This is a genomic window from Acidimicrobiia bacterium (assembly GCA_041394025.1).
In the GTDB taxonomy this organism is placed as follows: domain Bacteria; phylum Actinomycetota; class Acidimicrobiia; order IMCC26256; family JAOSJL01; genus JAOSJL01.
The window spans coordinates 500,314-516,717 of sequence record JAWKJA010000003.1; the positions used below are offsets into that span (position 1 = coordinate 500,314).

General features: G+C 69.8%; 17 protein-coding genes. 5 read left to right on the plus strand and 12 right to left on the minus strand.

Annotated features, from left to right (window positions below; translation table 11 throughout):
- Window positions 1-71: 71 nt before the first annotated feature.
- Window positions 72-1,019, minus strand: a complete 948-nt coding sequence (locus R3A49_09715; protein MEZ5171007.1) for a hypothetical protein — start codon at window positions 1,017-1,019, stop codon at window positions 72-74.
- A 104-nt stretch (window positions 1,020-1,123) separates the two neighbouring features.
- Here R3A49_09715 and R3A49_09720 point away from each other — a divergent pair, with 104 nt between their 5' ends.
- Together R3A49_09720 and R3A49_09725 are read left to right on the plus strand one after the other, a co-directional pair.
- Complete coding sequence (locus tag R3A49_09720) at window positions 1,124-2,551, plus strand: rhodanese-like domain-containing protein (protein MEZ5171008.1); 1,428 nt, start codon at window positions 1,124-1,126, stop codon at window positions 2,549-2,551.
- 38 nt (window positions 2,552-2,589) lie between these two features.
- A complete protein-coding gene (locus tag R3A49_09725; GenBank protein MEZ5171009.1) occupies window positions 2,590-3,396 on the plus strand; it encodes a sulfite exporter TauE/SafE family protein in 807 nt (268 codons plus the stop codon).
- Between the two features lie 24 nt (window positions 3,397-3,420).
- Here the strand turns inward: R3A49_09725 and R3A49_09730 are convergent, their stop codons facing one another.
- Window positions 3,421-4,053, minus strand: coding sequence for an MOSC domain-containing protein (locus R3A49_09730; protein MEZ5171010.1), 633 nt, complete (start codon window positions 4,051-4,053; stop codon window positions 3,421-3,423).
- Between the two features lie 157 nt (window positions 4,054-4,210).
- Here R3A49_09730 and R3A49_09735 point away from each other — a divergent pair, with 157 nt between their 5' ends.
- The gene (locus R3A49_09735; protein MEZ5171011.1) at window positions 4,211-5,470 is read left to right on the plus strand and encodes a class I SAM-dependent methyltransferase; all 1,260 of its coding nucleotides are present in this window, start codon (window positions 4,211-4,213) and stop codon (window positions 5,468-5,470) included.
- A gap of 12 nt (window positions 5,471-5,482) precedes the next feature.
- On the opposite strand, the gene R3A49_09740 is transcribed toward R3A49_09735, so the two are convergent.
- The 5 genes from R3A49_09740 to R3A49_09760 form a co-directional block, all read right to left on the minus strand.
- Window positions 5,483-5,869, minus strand: a complete 387-nt coding sequence (locus tag R3A49_09740) for a 4Fe-4S binding protein (protein ID MEZ5171012.1) — start codon at window positions 5,867-5,869, stop codon at window positions 5,483-5,485.
- A 7-nt stretch (window positions 5,870-5,876) separates the two neighbouring features.
- A complete protein-coding gene (locus tag R3A49_09745) occupies window positions 5,877-6,323 on the minus strand; it encodes a hypothetical protein (protein MEZ5171013.1) in 447 nt (148 codons plus the stop codon).
- A gap of 11 nt (window positions 6,324-6,334) precedes the next feature.
- Window positions 6,335-7,465 carry a ferritin-like domain-containing protein gene (locus tag R3A49_09750; protein MEZ5171014.1) on the minus strand — a complete coding sequence of 377 codons (1,131 nt, stop codon included), beginning with the start codon at window positions 7,463-7,465 and terminating at the stop codon, window positions 6,335-6,337.
- Window positions 7,466-7,584: 119 nt separating this feature from the next.
- Window positions 7,585-8,787, minus strand: a complete 1,203-nt coding sequence (locus R3A49_09755) for an acyl-CoA dehydrogenase family protein (protein MEZ5171015.1) — start codon at window positions 8,785-8,787, stop codon at window positions 7,585-7,587.
- A gap of 77 nt (window positions 8,788-8,864) precedes the next feature.
- The gene (locus tag R3A49_09760; protein MEZ5171016.1) at window positions 8,865-9,326 is read right to left on the minus strand and encodes a hypothetical protein; all 462 of its coding nucleotides are present in this window, start codon (window positions 9,324-9,326) and stop codon (window positions 8,865-8,867) included.
- A gap of 316 nt (window positions 9,327-9,642) precedes the next feature.
- Between R3A49_09760 and R3A49_09765 the strand changes: the two genes are divergently transcribed.
- The gene (locus tag R3A49_09765) at window positions 9,643-10,884 is read left to right on the plus strand and encodes a hypothetical protein (GenBank protein MEZ5171017.1); all 1,242 of its coding nucleotides are present in this window, start codon (window positions 9,643-9,645) and stop codon (window positions 10,882-10,884) included.
- 24 nt (window positions 10,885-10,908) lie between these two features.
- Entirely contained in the window at window positions 10,909-12,153 is a 1,245-nt protein-coding gene (locus R3A49_09770; protein ID MEZ5171018.1) for a hypothetical protein, read from the plus strand.
- 9 nt (window positions 12,154-12,162) lie between these two features.
- On the opposite strand, the gene mdh is transcribed toward R3A49_09770, so the two are convergent.
- From mdh to R3A49_09795, 5 genes are all read right to left on the minus strand, one after another.
- Window positions 12,163-13,098, minus strand: a complete 936-nt coding sequence (gene mdh / locus R3A49_09775) for a malate dehydrogenase (GenBank protein MEZ5171019.1) — start codon at window positions 13,096-13,098, stop codon at window positions 12,163-12,165.
- Between the two features lie 82 nt (window positions 13,099-13,180).
- The gene (locus R3A49_09780) at window positions 13,181-13,894 is read right to left on the minus strand and encodes a hypothetical protein (protein MEZ5171020.1); all 714 of its coding nucleotides are present in this window, start codon (window positions 13,892-13,894) and stop codon (window positions 13,181-13,183) included.
- A 55-nt stretch (window positions 13,895-13,949) separates the two neighbouring features.
- Complete coding sequence (gene icd, locus R3A49_09785; GenBank protein ID MEZ5171021.1) at window positions 13,950-15,155, minus strand: NADP-dependent isocitrate dehydrogenase; 1,206 nt, start codon at window positions 15,153-15,155, stop codon at window positions 13,950-13,952.
- Between the two features lie 120 nt (window positions 15,156-15,275).
- Window positions 15,276-15,533, minus strand: a complete 258-nt coding sequence (locus R3A49_09790) for a hypothetical protein (GenBank protein ID MEZ5171022.1) — start codon at window positions 15,531-15,533, stop codon at window positions 15,276-15,278.
- Window positions 15,530-16,396, minus strand: coding sequence for a tetrahydrofolate dehydrogenase/cyclohydrolase catalytic domain-containing protein (locus R3A49_09795; protein MEZ5171023.1), 867 nt, complete (start codon window positions 16,394-16,396; stop codon window positions 15,530-15,532). The genes R3A49_09790 and R3A49_09795 overlap by 4 nt, the downstream gene beginning before the upstream one ends.
- Between the last annotated feature and the right edge of the window lie 8 nt (window positions 16,397-16,404).

The following is a 16,404-nucleotide window of genomic DNA, read 5'->3' on the forward strand; positions in this document are numbered from 1 at the left end:
TCCCGATCCCCCCGGGCGACCCCGGACCTCCCCCGAGGGCCGGGGTCGTCTCGCGTCACCTGGGTGGGGCGTCAGGTGGGAGTGCCGATGGTCAGCGTGCCGGTCACGGAGCCGTCCGAGGACATGAGCGTGACCGTCGGCGCGTTGAACGCCGTGACGGCGAAGCCGTCGTCGGTGAGTGTGAAGTTGTCGACGAGCTCCGTGGTGGGCGTGCCGACCTCGGTCTTCTCCCCTGTCTCGATGTCCACGCTCCACAGCGTCGGCTGTGCGGTCTGGAGCACGTAGGCGGTGCCGTCGTCGCCGAAGCGGACCGACACGGGGAACCCGAAGCCGTCCGTGACGACCGTGCTCTCACCGGTCTCCACGTCGATGCGGCGCAGCGTGCCCGCACCGTCGAGACCGAAGCCCGGGCCGTAGAGGAGCCCGTCGGGACCGAACGCAAAGGCGTTCACACGGCCGAGGTCGCTGCCCACGAGGCGCGGCTCTGTGTCGCCCGTGATGTCGATCTCGTAGACCGCGTCCTCGGGAGCGTCCTTCTCCAGGCCCACGAAGAGGCGACCGTCGTCGGTGAAGGCGATCGGGTTGACGCCCACGGGGACCTCGGCGACGACCTCGACCGTGCCGTCGGGATCGATGCGACCCACCTCTCCCGCACCCAGGCCCGTGTAGTAGACGGACCCGTCGTCGGCGACGGCGACGTCGTCGGGGGAGTTGACGCCCTCGGCCGCCCCGTAGCGGGCGAGGATCGCGCCGCTCGAGGCGTCGACGCGCAGCACCTGGCTCCCGTTCAGGTCCGCGATCCAGAAGGTGCCGTCACCCGGGTCGGCGATGCCGTTCGTGCCGACCGGGGGCGTCTGGTCCGCGATCGGGTCCGGGAGGGCCGCAGCGGTGGTCGTGGTCGTCGACTCCGCCGGTTCGCTGCCGTCGCCCTCCCCGTTGCCGTCGCTGTCGCACGCCGCGGCCGTAAGGGCCAGCACCGCCACGAGAGCGCACAACGTCCGTACCCGAAACCTCGGCATCCCTGCCCCCGATGTCCGACCTGCGCTGTTCGGGCCAGTGTTCCAGAAATCGGGCCCCGGGTCCCGCCCGGGCCGGTGCCGCGCCGGCGTGCCACGATGAGCGCGTGCACGTCACGCAGTACTACCTGGACTGCCTGTCCCACGCCTCCTACCTCGTCGGCGACACGACGACGGGACGGGCCGCTGTCGTCGACCCGCAACGGGACGTCTCGGAGTACCTGCGCGACGCCGAGGCCGAGGGGCTCACGATCGAGTGGGTCCTGGAAACCCACTTCCACGCCGACTTCCTCTCGGGGCACCTCGAGCTCGCCGATGCCACCGGTGCGACGATCGGCTTCGGCGAGGCCGCGCGGGCCGACTTCGACTTCGAGCCCCTGGCCGACGGGCAACGGATCGACCTCGGCCGGGTCACTCTCGAGGTCCTCGCGACGCCCGGTCACACGCCCGAGTCGATCAGCATCGTCGTGTGGGACACCGAGCAGAGCACGGGGACGCCCTACGGCGTGCTCACCGGCGACACGCTCTTCGTCGGCGACGTCGGCCGGCCCGACCTGCTCGCGTCCTCGGGTGTGAGCGCCGACGACCTGGCGCGGCGCCTCTACCACTCACTCCACGACAAGCTCCTCATCCTCCCCGACGAGACACGTGTGTTCCCGGCGCACGGGGCGGGGTCGGCATGCGGCAAGAACCTCTCGACAGAGACGCAGTCGACGATCGGGGAGCAGAAGCGCACCAACTACGCGCTCGCGCCGATGAGCGAGGACGACTTCGTGGAGGTCGTCACGCAGGGCCAGGGCGTGGCACCGCTCTACTTCTCGTTCGCCGCCGACGCCAACAAGGCAACGCACGACCTCATGGCCGAGGCGGAACCACCACCGGCTCTCGACCTCGAAGGCGTTCTCTCGTACCAGGCGGACGGGGCAGTGGTGGTCGACACGCGGGACCAGATGGAGTTCGCGGCCGGCCACCTCCCGGGCTCGGTCAACGTCGGGCTCGGCGGGCGCTTCGCCGAGTACGCCGGCGACGTGGCGCGGCCCGGTCAGCCGATCGTCCTCGTCGGTGATCCGGGCACCGAGCTGGAGGCGAAGGTCCGCCTCGGACGTATCGGGTTCGACACGGTCGTGGGATACCTGGAGGACCCGATCCGGGCACTCGTCGAACACGCGGACCTGGCGGAGTGCAGCTCCCGGGTCACGGCCGCAGAGCTGGCGGAGCTCCTCGACGACGACGCCGATCTCCAGCTGATCGACCTCCGGAACCCCGGAGAGCTCGAGGGCGGAACCGTCCCCGCCGCGGCAACGGTGCCCCTTGCCACGCTGCTCGACGACCCGGGCGGGCTCGACCGGTCGGTTCCCACCGTCGTGTACTGCGCGGGCGGCTACCGGTCGTCCATCGCCTCGAGCGCGCTGTCGGCGCGCGGTTTCTCCGACGTCTCCGACCTCGTCGGCGGTTTCCAGGCCTGGGCCTCGGCGGACCGACCCGTCGCAGCCGCACCGACAGCGTCGTCCGACGACCCCGTCGACGCAGGCTGATCACCCGCAGCGCCGCCGGAGCGTGACACGGTGACGCCATGAACCTCCGTGGTCTCCTGGCCTCACCGCTCGGATTCCTCATCGGCCTCGTCATGGGCGCGTTGGGTGGCGGCGGTGCCGTGCTCGCGGTGCCGGCGCTCGTCTACGTGGCCGGACAGACTCCCAAGAACGCGACGGCCAGCGCCCTCCTCATCGTGATGTGCACAGCGATCGGAGGTCTTCTGGCGCACTCGCGTGACGGAAACGTGCAATGGGGTGTCGGGCTCGCCTTCGGCTCCGGTGGTGTCGTCGGAGCGCTGCTCGGCTCCGCCCTCAACACGCTGGTCGACGACGACGTGCTGCTCCTGGCGTTCTCGGGGCTGCTCCTGGTCGTGTCGGCGTCGATGTTCCGCCAGGCCCGTGACCCGAGGTTCGACCGCGAGCCCGGTGTCGTGGACGACGGCGACCCTGTACCCCACGCGCTCGCGGGCCGTCCGGGGAAGGTCGCGGAGGTCGCGGCCCTGGGCATCGGTGTGGGGGTGGTGACGGGCTTCTTCGGGGTCGGCGGCGGGTTCATCATCGTCCCGGTCCTCATGGTCGTGTTGAAGTTCCCGGTCCACCAGGCCGTGGGAACGTCGCTCCTGGTCATCTCGATCAACTCGCTCGTGTCGCTGATCGCCCGGCAGGCCTGGGGATCCATCGAGTGGTCCGTGGCGCTCCCGTTCACCGTGGCGGCGCTGCTCGGGGTCGTCACCGGCAACTGGCTCGCGAAGCGCGTGCGATCGCGTGTGCTGATCCGGGCGTTCGCCCAGCTGCTGATCGTGATCGCGCTCTACACGGCCCTCGACACGGCCCTGTCGATGTAGCGACGGTGCGGGCCGGTCCGCCCCTCAGGCGGTGGCACGGTCGCGCGCCCACGCCACCCAGTCGGCCGACAGGGCGCCGAGCGCCAGCAGCTCACCCGACCGGTGGCGCTCCGCTCCGTGGATCCGGGCGACCTCGGCGACGCTCAGGCTGGCAGTCGCCGGGGCGGTGACCCCGATCGAGTCGCCGGCGCCGATCTCGCCCTCCTCGAGCAGCCGGAGGTAGGCGCCGGGGCGCCCCGCCTCCCGGAAGCGCCTCGGGAACGACAGGTCGCCCATCCGGTGGCCCAGTTTCCAGCAGGGCACGCGGGGTTGGGCGACCTCGAACAGGGCCGTGCCGACCCGCCACCGCTCTCCGATGAGCGCCCCGGTGACGTCGACACCGCGGGTCGTGAGGTTCTCCCCCACCGACCCGGGCTCCAGCGGGCGGCCGACCTGTTCCGACCAGTACCCGAGGTCTTCGGCGGCGTAGGCGTAGGCGACACGGTCGGGGCCTCCGTGCGCGTCCCTGTCGGCCTGCGAATCGCCGGCGATCTGCACGCCGGCAACCCGCACGCGGCCCTCGACGGGCGACTTCCAGATGGCCGTGTCGGGATTCTCCCCGTCGCGCTCGACGGTGCGGACACGACCCACGTTCACCGACACGAGAATGCCTCCCACCCCACGGATCGTAGAGGCCGTGCACGGTCCGGCTCTGCCCAATACGCTGCGTCGCATGGACGCTGCGCAGGCCGCACAGCGCACGGAGCACCGAGCCGGCGGCGCCGGCGACGCCGGAACGTCGGTGCGCACACCTCTGTCCGGGCTCGTCGAGGGGATGCTCGGATCCGACCTCCCCGTGCGCATCCGCCTCTACGACGGCAGCGCCATCGGCGACCCCGACGCAGCGTGCACCGTGGTCGTGCGGTCTCCCGACGCGCTGCGCCGGATCGTGTGGGCGCCGGGTGAGCTCGGGTTCGGTCGGGCGTTCGTGGCGGGCGACATCGACGTCGAGGGTGACATCTTCGACGGGCTGGCTCTGCGCGACCGCTTCCCCAATATCCGCATCCGACCCGGCGACTGGTGGGAGGCCATCAAGTCGGTCGGGCCGTCGGGGCTGCGCCCGCTCCCCCCACCGCCCGAGGAGGCCCACCTCCACGGCAGGCTCCACTCACCTGAGCGCGACGCTGCCGCCATCGCCCACCACTACGACGTGTCGAACGACTTCTACCGACTCGTCCTGGGCCCCTCGATGACCTACTCCTGTGCCGTGTGGTCCGACCCGTCGATCGACCTGGCCGACGCCCAGGCCAACAAGTACGAGCTCATCTGCCGCAAGCTCGGCCTCGGCCCCGGCATGCGTCTCCTCGACGTGGGCTGCGGCTGGGGCGGCATGGTCAAGCACGCCGCGAAGCACCACGGCGTCACCGGTGTCGGTGTGACGTTGTCGCGCCGTCAGGCGGAGTGGGCCGAGAAGGACCTCGCCGACGCGGGACTGTCCGACAAGGTCGAGATCCGCGTCCAGGACTACCGCGACATCGCCGACGGCCCTTACGACGCCATCAGCTCCATCGGCATGTTCGAGCACGTCGGCCTGGCCCGACTCGGTACGTATTTCGAGTCGCTCTACCGGCTGCTGGCACCCGGTGGGCGCCTCCTCAACCACGGCATCAGCTCACCGCCGCGCCACAGGGAGCCGCTGCGCTACCGGCTCCGGCGCCGCCACCGCATCTCACCGTTCATCGACCATTACGTCTTCCCCGACGGTGAGCTCCACGAGGTCGGCGAGGTCACGTCCGCCATCCAGGCGACCGGTTTCGAGGTCCGCCACCTCGAGACGCTGCGGGAGCACTACGCCCTCACGCTGCGGGCGTGGGTCGCGAACCTCCAGGCGAACTGGGACGACGCCGTTGCCGAGGCGGGCGCGGCCCGCGCCCGGATCTGGCTTCTCTACATGGCGGCGTCGGCGATCAACTTCGAGGGGAACCGCACACAGGTCCACCAGATCCTCGCCACGAAGACCCCCGGCGACGACAGCCCGTCCGGAGTGAGCGTCGGCGACGCCGGCATGGCGCTCCGACCAGACTTCGGGATCTGATTGGACCCGGCGTTACCCGGCCACCTCGAGTTTGCGCGTCTTGGGGCACATCACCCGTGACCGGCCGTCACAGCGCGGACAGAGCCACCCGCCGCCGTCGGGAGAAGACCACAGCATCGCTCCACACGTCGTACAGCGTCCCTGACCCTGGGTGCACTCCCACCCCGCGAGCCGCGACGACGTCAGCGGGCAGCCGCGACCCTCACAGACAGCCCACGAGGGATCGTCGACGAGCACGTCGACCGGGCAGATCGGCACGCACTCCCGGCAGTCGTTGCAGAGCAGCGGATCGACCACGTAGGCGACACGGAAGTCGTCGCTCTGGCTGATGGCGCCCGTGGGGCACACCGTCTCGCACGCTCCACAGCCGAGGCATTCCTCGAGGACCGTGAGACTCATGGCCGACTCAGGCCAGCGCCGCGAACTCTGTCGGCACCTTCGCCGCCCGGTCGAAGATCTCCTGGAGCGTCTGGTTGTACCGGAAGAAGAGGTCACGACCCATGGGGTCGGCCGCCACGACACGCAAGGGGGTCTCGGGAAGTGACAGTGCGTTGAGCGTGTGACCGAGGTCTGCCGCACCGTGCTCGACGATGTTGGCAACCATCTCATCCCACACGGCTGCGGGCCCCTCCAGCACGCAGTCGGCGCCCCACTCCTCAGGATCGACCTCTCCGTCGCTGAAGACGTCGTAGTCCTCGAGGCGCAGGCCGTAGACGGTGTCGCCGCCGGGAGCGCCCGCGATTCGCAGAGCCAGCCGGATGTTGGCGAAACCCAGGGATTCGAGGACATCGTTGTCCTGTCGCGCCGTCGCGGCGAGCGCATCGAACCATTCGGTGGACGGAAAGTTCGGCACGGTGAGCCTCCTCAGTTGACCGCGACCGGTTGGCCGGCCTGCGCGTATGCATCGGCGCTCGTGACGCCCGCGGTGGCGGGATCGAAGCCTGTGAGCACGCCCGGGATCTTGATGCGCGACCGGCGGTCGAGCCCGGCGCGATCGCAGCGTTGGAGGTACTCGGTGATCACGCGCCCCTGGAGCATGTTCGACGCCTCGTCCCCCACGTCGGCCGCCGCGTCGGCACCACCGGCGATGATGACGGTCAGCGGCTCGACGACCTCGGGAACGGTGAAGAGGGCCGCGATGATCTCCTCACCCGCGTCGAGGTACTCGTGGAACTCCTCGGCCTTGTCGGGATCCTGCTCCAGCACGTGGCGCAGGTGCATGGTGCCGTAGGCGACATGGCGCGCCTCGTCCTGCATGCAGAGCCGGAAGATCTTCTTCTCGACGGGACTCGGCGAGATCAGCTCGCCGGCCCGGAACACCGAGAGCACCATGCCCTCACCGAGAAGGTGCATGAGAGCGGAACCCTCCTGGTAGTTCTGCGCGTCGAGCACGAGCTTCAGGAAGTACTCGGTGGTGGTCTTCGCCCGGCCGAGACCGCCGCCCTTCGCCAACGCCCGCTTCCTGAACACCTCGGTGTGGCGCGCCTCGTCCATGATCTGGCTCGCCAGGAACATTTTGGTCTCGACGAAGTCGTGGTTGATCTGCCACATCCACTTGGCGGGGAAGTCGGAGGCGATCATCTCGACCTCGGAGAGGAACGTCGAGAACTGACACATCGCGTGCTCGATGTCGGGATCGAGATCGGGGATCTCGCTCCACGGGATGTCGCGGGTCGCCGACCACTGACGGCTGACGCCCTCCTCGTAGAGGTCCATGACGTTCTCGGCCCAGACCTCGTCCTTGGTGTTGATCGTGTAGCCCATGTCGGGCAGGTCGGCGTCGCGTTCGGATCCGCGTGGCGCCATGGTGCGCATGGGAGCGGTCTCGGGTATGTCGCCGTACTGGCCGACCGCGATGTCTCGCATCGTGAGCCCGATGCGCGACGGCACGACCTCGCCGTCCACCTCGTGGTTCCACTTGCGCAGCCAGTCGAGGTCCAGCTCACCCTGTTGGACCCGCTCCACGTAGCTCCAGTCGATGACCGGCTTGCCCATCGCCCACCTCCACCGTCGTCCACGGACACCGTCACTGAGACAATGGACCCCACTTTGTCTCATGGCTAGGGCCGAAGGTCCCGAGACGTGGCACCGGACGTTCTGTACGGGATCCGGGGTCAGCCCGTGAGCGCCCGGGCGATGACCGTGCGCTGGATCTCGTTGGTGCCCTCCCAGATCTGGTACACCTTGGCGTCCCGGTACCACTTCTCGACAGGGTGATCGCGCATGTACCCGTGCCCACCGAGGATCTGGACCGCATCCCGGGTCACCGCCACCGCGGCGTCGGCCGCATAGCACTTCGCCATGGATCCCTCGGCGCGGTCCAGTGGCGCTCCGGTGTCGACCATCCAGCCCGCGCGCCACACCAGCAGGCGTGCCGCGTCGACGCCCATCGCCATGTCCGCGAGCAACGACGCGACCGCCTGGTGATCGGCGATCCTGCGGCCGAACGACTCCCGTTGTTGCGCATGATCGAGCGCGTACTCGAAAGCGGCGCGCGCCAGTCCGACCGCGGCCGCGGCGAAGGTCATGCGCGAGTACTGGAGCAGCATCAGCGGGTTGGCGTCGCTGCGATCTCCGCTCTCACCGGTCGCCCCACCGGTCGACTCCCCTCCCGGCTCCCCGCCGAGCCGATTCTCCAGCGGAACGCGGCAGTCGGAGAGCACCACCTCGGCGGTGTGTGACGCACGTACACCGAGCTTGCGTTCGACCTTGCCCATCCTCAGGCCGGGATTTCCCTGTTCGACGATGAACGCCGCCATGTGTGGCCACCCTCCGCCCGGACGTGCCACCGCGAAGACGATGTGGAGATCGGCGATCCCTCCGTTGGTGATGAAACACTTCGTGCCGTCCAGCACGTACTCGTCGCCCTCCCGGCGGAACGTCGTGCGCATCGCCGCGACGTCGGACCCGCCGTGGGGCTCGGTGATGCACAGGGCGCCGAGCCTCACGGTGTCGGGGTCGCAGAACCGGGGGATGAACCGCGCGTGCTGTTCGGGCGTGCCGAATGCCAGAATCGGCCCGGCCGCGTAGATCGAGGAGCCGATCGTCGTGGCGATCGCCGCGCAGCCCCAGGCCAGCTCCTCCATCACGACGAAGTTCGTCGTCCCGACCAGGCCGCCGGGAACGCCGCCTCCGCCGTAGGCCTCGGGGAGCCCGAACGAGAGGAGCCCGATCTCGTTCGCCCGCCGGAGCACCGGCCACGGCACCTCCTCGACCTCGTCGTAGTGGGCCGCGACCGGGCGGATCTCGTTCACGGCGAAGTCCCGCGCCAGGCGGCGTATGTCGTCCTGGTCCGGCGTGAGTGCGCAGTCGACCACCGGCCGCTACTCCCGCCGATCCGGTGCCGACGGCCTACACGTCGGGACGGGCGATGACCGGGAGATCGCGCGCCGGTTCACGACGCGTCGTCGGCGTCGGCCTCGCTGGAGGGCCCTTCGAGCCGGGCGCGCTCCTCGTCGAGTGACGCGTCGGCGAGCGCGCGGGCCAGGCGCAGGTGGAGCGCACCCGACGCGAACGCGAGCGGTACGCCCACCAGCCGAGCGCGACGTGACGCACCGGGGCTCACGAGCGAGACGACACCGTCGGCCATGTCGATGAGCGCACTCATGCCGACCCAGTTCTCGGGCCGGCTGCCGTCCTTGATCGACATGACCGTGGCCGCGCCGATCACGAAGTCGCGGATCCCGACCAGGCGCCCCAGGGCCCTCGTACCCGCGCTCACATCGTCGGTCAGCATCGCCCGGGCGACCAGGCCCGGGAACACCACCGCGGCGAGGCCGAGGCCGAGGCGCCCCCGGGCAGCGAGAAGCGCTATCCGCTGCGCGTCGAAGCGGTCCGGGGAGGTCGTGTCGTCCATGGGGGGCATCCTGCCACCGCCGCCGTCCTCGCGCCGCTTCGATGCGCCGCGAGGCTGGATCCGTCCGTCGTTCTCGTGGTAACAGGGGAATCGCCGCCGTGTGCACCTCCCCGGCGTCGGCGCCGTGCCTCCGCACCGGACGGATCCCCCGGAAACACGCGGATCGCCACGAGGTTGACACGATGAGCCATCTGACCTATTGTCCGATTTGTAGTAGCCACGTAGAGTGGCGACAGAAGCTCCGCCGAATCGCGCGGAGACCCGTCGAGCGACACATCCTTGAGACGGCGCCCGGCAGGGCGTGTGGAGGCTCCCCATGAAGGCGCGACGCACACTCAGGCGGGCGACCGTTCTCGGAGTGCTCGTGGCGATGGTCATCGGGGTCACGGCGCTGCCCGTCGGAGCCGAGAGCGAAACGCCGGCAGAGGTGAAGCAGCGCATCGAGGGTGAGATCCGCGACACGCTCGGGCAGGTCCTGAACATCGCCGACGGCCTCCAAGGCCAGGCCCAGGACGACCTCAACGCCGCCGTCGGTCAGCTCGCGACCGGCGACATCGGTGGCGCACAGGAGACCCTGAAGGACTTCGGCCACCAGGCCGAGTGCACCGCCATCGAGGCCAAGACCCGCTACTTCGGGTACAACAACAACGCCATCACGTACGACATCGGTGCGGGCGAGGCCTACTCGACGATCGTCGTACCGAACGCGTCCGACGGCACACCCTGCCAGTTCGCGGCGCCCGTCGACCTCGTCACCGTCTCCTGGGGTCTCTACATGAGCCAGTGGGGCGTCCTCCCGCAGTGGGAAGAGGACACCAGCGCCGTGACCGTCACGGGCAGTGGCACCTACAACATGACCGTCGGGCTTCCCGGGCCCACGGCCGACCCCGCCGCACTCGAGGCCGCTCAGGACCTCATCCTCGACGGTGAGTCGGGTGAGCACCTCGGCGCCGCGGCCGGGCCGCTCGACGGAATCGCCGACGGCATCAACGACATCATCGGTGACCTCATCAGTTCCCTCACGCCCGAACAGATCAGCGGAATCCTCGACTTCATCTGCCCCTTCCAGGTCGACACCTTCCAGGGATCGGCGGCCGACGTCCCGGCAACGCTCGGGGGAGGCTTCGGGACCACCAACCTCACCGACCCGAACTTCCCGGTCACCCGCATGGTCGACGGCATCGTCGTCGAGACCCCCGAGCTCGCCGCTGCTGGTCGTGACTCGGGAACTGCAGCGGCCCGGACGCTCGGAGCGTCGGCCGAGGGCGGTGGACTCGACCTGGGTGCGATCGATCTCGGAAGCCTCGACCTCGAGGTGCTCTGCGTCGACCCCGAGCCCCCCGACGTGGGCGGTACGGGTGACGAGAACGTTCCCGCGTCGACGGGAACCGGCACCGATTCGGGCGTCGACGTGGCGGGTGCCACCGAGGCGCTTCCCCGTACCGGCTCCAACGCCCCGGGCGAAGCCGGCGTGGGTCTCGCGCTGATCGTGGCGGGCTGGCTGGTGCTCACCGGCAACGCCCTCAGTCGGATCCGCAGGAACCGGCTCGAAGCCTGACCGGCAACCAGGAGGCACAAGACGATGACCGTGAACCGAAGGGGCCGGCGGCTGGTGATGCTGTCCGCCCTCGTCGTTTCCCTCACCCTGACGTTCGCCGCCGTCCCGGCCGGAGCGGCAACACCTGAGGACCTGAACGACCGCACCGAGGCCGACATCCGCAACGCTCTCGGCCAGGTCGGCGCCATCGTCGACGGTCTCAAGGGTCAGGCGAAGAACGACGTCAACGCAGCGGTCGCCCAGCTCGCTGCAGGCAACGCGAGCGGTGCTCAGGAGATCCTGCACGACCTCGGCACCGAAGCCGAGTGCGCCGCCATCGAGGCCGCCACCCGCTACGTCGGCTTCGACCCCGACGCCATCACCGTCGACGTGCCGTCCGGCCAGGCCTACGCCACGATCGACGTGCAGAACGCCTCCGACGGCACACCCTGCCAGTTCAAGGCTCCCGTCAGCTTCTTCACCGTCTCCTACGGGATCACCATGGGCGGCTGGGGCGTGTTCGGCCAGTGGAGGCACGACACCGACGAGGTCGCCGTCACCGGTAGCGGCAGCTACACGATGGCGGTTGGCCTCCCCCGACCGAACGCCGACCCCGCCGCTTTCGAGGCAGCGGCCGACGTCACCATCAACGGCGCGCCCGGCGAGCCGCTGAGCGACCCTGCGACGGGTGTGCTGAATGTTGCAGCTGACGGCCTCACCGGCGTCCTCGGCGACTTCGTCGGTTCCCTCTCGCCCGCACAGATCTCCGGGCTCCTCGACTTCATCTGCCCCGCCCAGGTCGACGTGGGCCTGGGCAGCGCGGCCGACGTTCCTCAGACGCTCGCAGGGGGCTACGCCAACATCGACATGCCCACTCCCGACATGTCGGTCCTGGATGTCGTCGACGGCGTCTTCGTGGACCCGGCGGCGATCAACGCAGCCGGTCGTGGCCCGGGCCAGGCTGCAGCCAAGTCGCTCGGTGCATCGGCCACCGGCGGCGGGCTCGATCTCGGCGGTCTCGATCTCGCAACACTCGATCTCGGAGGGCTCTTCGCGGCTCTCTGCACCAATCCGGAGCCTCCGACCGATGTCGCCGGCATCCAGATCGAGAACGCCGGCACGCCGACGGATACCGGCGTCGACGTTCTTGGTGTTCAGACGATCCCGCGCACGGGGTCCAACGCCCCCGGCCTCACCACCGTCGGCATCGCGTTGATCGTGGCGGGCTGGTTGGTCCTCACGGGCAACGCGATCAGCCGTGCCCGCAACCGTCGGCTGAACCGGGCCTGACCGGGGCTCTCAGCTCTGAGCGAACTGGCGGACGTCGTCCTGCTTGGCGGCGACGGCCTCGGCGGCCTCGGCGAGCGCCACTTTCTCCGTGTCGTCGAGGTCCAGCTCCACGATCTCGGCGACGCCGCCCGTACCCAGCCTGGCCACGACACCCAGGTAGGCGTCGCTGATGCCGTACTCGCCGTCGAGCCACGCGCAGACGGGCATGACCTCACCGGAGTCGGTGGCGATGGCCTCGACCATCTTCGCGGCGGCGCTCGACGGGGCGTAGTACGCGCTGCCGGTCTTGAGGTAGCCGACGATCTCCGCACCGCCGTCACGCGTGCGTTGGACGAGTTCGTCGACGGCCGGGGCGTCGGCCACCTCACGGAGAGGCTTCCCCTCGACGGTCACGAGGCTGGGGACCGGGACCATGGTGTCGCCGTGGCTTCCGAGCGTCACGGCCTCGACAGCCGACGGTGAGACGCCGAAGTGTTCGGCGACGAAGTGCTTGAACCGGGCGGTGTCGAGCAGTCCCGCCTGGCCCATGACGCGTGCGTGCGGAAACCCACTGACGAGGGAGGTGAGCATCGTCATCTCGTCGAGTGGGTTCGACACGACGACGATCACAGCGTCGGGTGATTCTGCAACGAACTTCTCGGTGACCTCCCGCACGATCCCGGCGTTGACCTCGAGGAGGTCCATGCGGCTCATGCCGGGCTTGCGCGGCAGCCCGGCGGTGATGACGCAGATGTCGGAGGCGGCGGTCTCGTCGTATCCGTTGGTGCCCACGATGCGGGTCTCGAAGCCCTCGATGGAGCGGCTCTGCATCATGTCGAGAGCGAGACCCTGGGGCTTGCCCTCGATGATGTCGACCATCACGACCTCGTCGGCGTAGCCGGCCTCGGCGATGCGCTGGACTGTGGTGGAGCCGTAGAAGCCGGCGCCGACAACGGTGACCTTCATGGGTTCTGTGACCTCCGCGGCATGGTTCGGTAGTGAACCTACCCCGGGCCCCCGGCGGCGCTCCTACCGACGCTACGGGAACTCAGGACGACACACGGAGCAGAACGTGGCGTGCCTCGGTGAGCTCGGCGATCCGGTCGGCCGCGCCGGCGTCTGCCGCCCCGTGGTCGGGATGCGCCGCCCGCAGGAGCTCGCGGAACTGCCGCTGCACGACGGCCCGCTGGATGTCGTCACCCGGTCCCAGGTCGAGTGTCTCCAGCGCCCACCGCGTCTCGGTGGGCACTCCCTTCCAGGAGTCGTGCCCGTTACGCGGCGCCGAACCGGCCCGTGCGCCCGGCGGCGCGGGACGCGCCACGGGGAGGCCGTGCAGGAGTCGGCGCTCCACCATGCCCGGAGGAGGCGTCCACTCGAGCCCGAGTGCCCTCCCGAGAGCCCCGAGTGCCTTCCGTCGCGGCGCGGAGGGCATGGCGGCAGCGGCCATGACCGCCCCCAGGATCTGGGGTGTCGCCCGTCCGTGCACGTCGAGCTCGAGCACCCGGGTCCCGTACTCCTCGACGACGCGGTGACGCGAACGGTCCAGCCCGTGGACGTCGGTCTGGAGCCGGTAGCGGAGCGCGATCGACGGGACCGACAACCCGTCGCGGGCCTCCGTGAGGAGGTCGGGCAACGCCTCGGCACGCTCCTCGTCGAGCAACGGGGCGAACTCCGCGACCACCGCCTGGAGCAGCACGAGCCCGTGGGCCGCTCCACCGAACGGCAGGTAGCTGTCCTCGACCGCCACCCGCCGCGTCGGCATGTGGCGCCGGGTGTGGCGGACGTTCAGTTCCGCGAGCACCCGGTCGCCCGCCCGCCTACAACCGGTCGATGATGGCCGCGGCGAACTCCGACGTCTTCACGAGTGTGGCTCCCTCGGTGAGACGGGCGAAGTCGTAGGTGACGATCTTGTCGGCGATCGTCGCCTCGAGCGCACGCACGATGTCGTCGGCCGCCTCCTGCCACCCCAGGTGCTCGAGCATGAGCACCCCGCTCAACAGAAGCGACCCCGGGTTCACCTTGTCCTGGCCCGCGTACTTGGGCGCCGTACCGTGGGTCGCCTCGAAGATGCCGTGCCCGCTCTCGTAGTTGATGTTGCCGCCCGGCGCGATCCCGATCCCGCCGACCTGTGCGGCGAGGGCGTCGGAGAGGTAGTCACCGTTGAGGTTCATCGTGGCGATCACGTCGAACTCCGCGGGCCGCGTGAGCACCTGCTGGAGCGTGATGTCGGCGATGGTGTCCTTCACGAGGATCCTGTCGCCCGGCTCGCCGTTGCAGTCGTCCCAGCCGACGGCCCGGTCGGCGAACTCCTCGCGCACGAGGTCGTAGCCCCACTGTCGGAAGGCTCCCTCGGTGAACTTCATGATGTTGCCCTTGTGCACGAGTGTCACCGACTCGCGTCCGTGGTCGATCGCGTAGTTGATGGCGGCGCGCACGAGGCGCTTCGAGCCCGTCACTGAAATCGGTTTGATGCCGATTCCCGAGTCGCGCCGCAGCTCGATGTCGAACTCGTCCCCGAGGAAGTCGATGAGCTTGGCCGCTTCAGGTGTTCCGCACTCGAACTCGACACCCGAGTAGACGTCTTCGGTGTTCTCGCGGAAGATCACCATGTCGACCAGTTCGGGAGACTTCACCGGCGACGGCACGCCCTTGAACCAGCGGACGGGGCGGAGGCACACGTAGAGGTCGAGGATCTGGCGCAGAGCCACGTTGAGGGAGCGGAACCCGCCACCCACCGGGGTCGTGAGAGGCCCCTTGATGCCGATGAGATGGTCGCGGAAGGCCTCGACGGTCTCGGTGGGGAGCCAGTCGCCGGTCTCGTCGAAGGCCGCCTGGCCGGCGAGGACCTCCTTCCAGTGGAAGGCCTTCTCGCCGTCGTACGCCTTTTTCACGGCTGCGTCGAGGACGTCCTGTGCCGCAGGCCAGATGTCGACGCCGGTCCCGTCCCCCCGGATGAACGGGACGATCGGGTCGTCGGGAACCTGGAGAACCGAGTCGTCGTCGAGGTGGATCTTCTCGGGCATGGTCTCCTCCGGCAGCCGGGCGATCGCGATGGGGGTGGACCCGTCATCGTAGGGGAGCCCCGTTTGGCGCCGCCCATCGCCCCGGCCGGCGATCCGAGCGTGTACGCCTCGACGGGCCTCTCAGCGGACGAGCGCCACGAGCCCGAGGGTCACGAGGTAGACGGCCACGAGCACGCCGACCAGCGCCCAGAGTGTGGCCCGGGAGAAGGCCCGCGGCTGTCCGGGGCCGAACCGGGCGTCCATGCGGCACTCCGGGCAGCGGATGTCGGCCGCCGGGACCATCGTGCCGCACAGTGCGCACGTCGAGGGCGCTCCGGGAATTTCCGGCGCGCCGTCGTCGGGCGCGCCCGCGTCGGATGCGCGGAACTCGGCCGTCACTGCCGCGCAGCCCGGCGCTCGGCACGCTCCACGGTGTTGCGCAGCAGCATCGCGATCGTCATCGGCCCGACCCCGCCGGGAACCGGTGCGAGCCATCCGGCCACGTCGGCGACCTCCGGTGCGACGTCGCCGGCGATCCCGTCGTCGGTGCGCGAGATGCCGATGTCGACGACCGCCGCTCCCGGCTTGACCATGTCGGCGGTGATCATCCCCGGTTTGCCGGCGGCCGCCACGAGGATGTCGGCGCTACGCGTGTGGTCGGGCAGCCCTGTGGTACCGGTGTGGCACTGCGTGACCGTGGCGTTGCCGCCATCCTCCTTGAGCGACAGCAACATCGCCAGCGGTCGGCCCGCCGTGGGGCCACGACCGACGATCACGACGTGGCGGCCGGCGATGGGGACGTTGTTGCGCTCGAGCAGCGCCACGACCCCGAGCGGCGTGCACGGTCGCGGCTTGTCGCGGGCCCCCAACGCGAGGTGACCGAGGTTGGTGGGATGCAGCCCGTCGGCGTCCTTGTCGGGGTCGACCGCCTCGATGAGCACTCCGTAGTCGAGATGGTCGGGCACGGGATACTGGATGAGGTAGCCGTCGATCGCCGGGTCCTCGTTGAGGCGGTTGATGACGCCCAGGACCGTGGCCGTCGACACGTCGGCGCCATGGTCCTCGCGCACACTGGTGATGCCGACGTCGGCACACGCCTTGTGCTTGTTGCGGACGTAGACCGTCGACGAGGGGTCGTCGCCGATGAGCACCGTGGCGAGCCCCGGTGTGACGTTCTGCTCGGCGAGCTTGGCGACCCGCTCCTTCAACTCCTCGCGGATCGCCGCCGACGCCACCTTACCGTCGAGTTTCGTCGCCCCCACCCGCTCCC

Bases quoted from the DNA above. Each gene is read 5' to 3' on its own strand.
- R3A49_09735 (MEZ5171011.1), top strand. From the start codon at position 4,211: ATGCTCGGATCCGACCTCCCCGTGCGCATCCGCCTCTACGACGGCAGC.
- R3A49_09740 (MEZ5171012.1), bottom strand. From the start codon at position 5,869: ATGAGTCTCACGGTCCTCGAGGAATGCCTCGGCTGTGGAGCGTGCGAG.
- R3A49_09725 (MEZ5171009.1), top strand. From the start codon at position 2,590: ATGAACCTCCGTGGTCTCCTGGCCTCACCGCTCGGATTCCTCATCGGC.
- R3A49_09715 (MEZ5171007.1), bottom strand. From the start codon at position 1,019: ATGCCGAGGTTTCGGGTACGGACGTTGTGCGCTCTCGTGGCGGTGCTG.
- mdh (MEZ5171019.1), bottom strand. From the start codon at position 13,098: ATGAAGGTCACCGTTGTCGGCGCCGGCTTCTACGGCTCCACCACAGTC.
- R3A49_09765 (MEZ5171017.1), top strand. From the start codon at position 9,643: ATGAAGGCGCGACGCACACTCAGGCGGGCGACCGTTCTCGGAGTGCTC.
- R3A49_09750 (MEZ5171014.1), bottom strand. From the start codon at position 7,465: ATGGGCAAGCCGGTCATCGACTGGAGCTACGTGGAGCGGGTCCAACAG.
- R3A49_09770 (MEZ5171018.1), top strand. From the start codon at position 10,909: ATGACCGTGAACCGAAGGGGCCGGCGGCTGGTGATGCTGTCCGCCCTC.
- R3A49_09780 (MEZ5171020.1), bottom strand. From the start codon at position 13,894: ATGCCGACGCGGCGGGTGGCGGTCGAGGACAGCTACCTGCCGTTCGGT.
- R3A49_09760 (MEZ5171016.1), bottom strand. From the start codon at position 9,326: ATGGACGACACGACCTCCCCGGACCGCTTCGACGCGCAGCGGATAGCG.
- icd (MEZ5171021.1), bottom strand. From the start codon at position 15,155: ATGCCCGAGAAGATCCACCTCGACGACGACTCGGTTCTCCAGGTTCCC.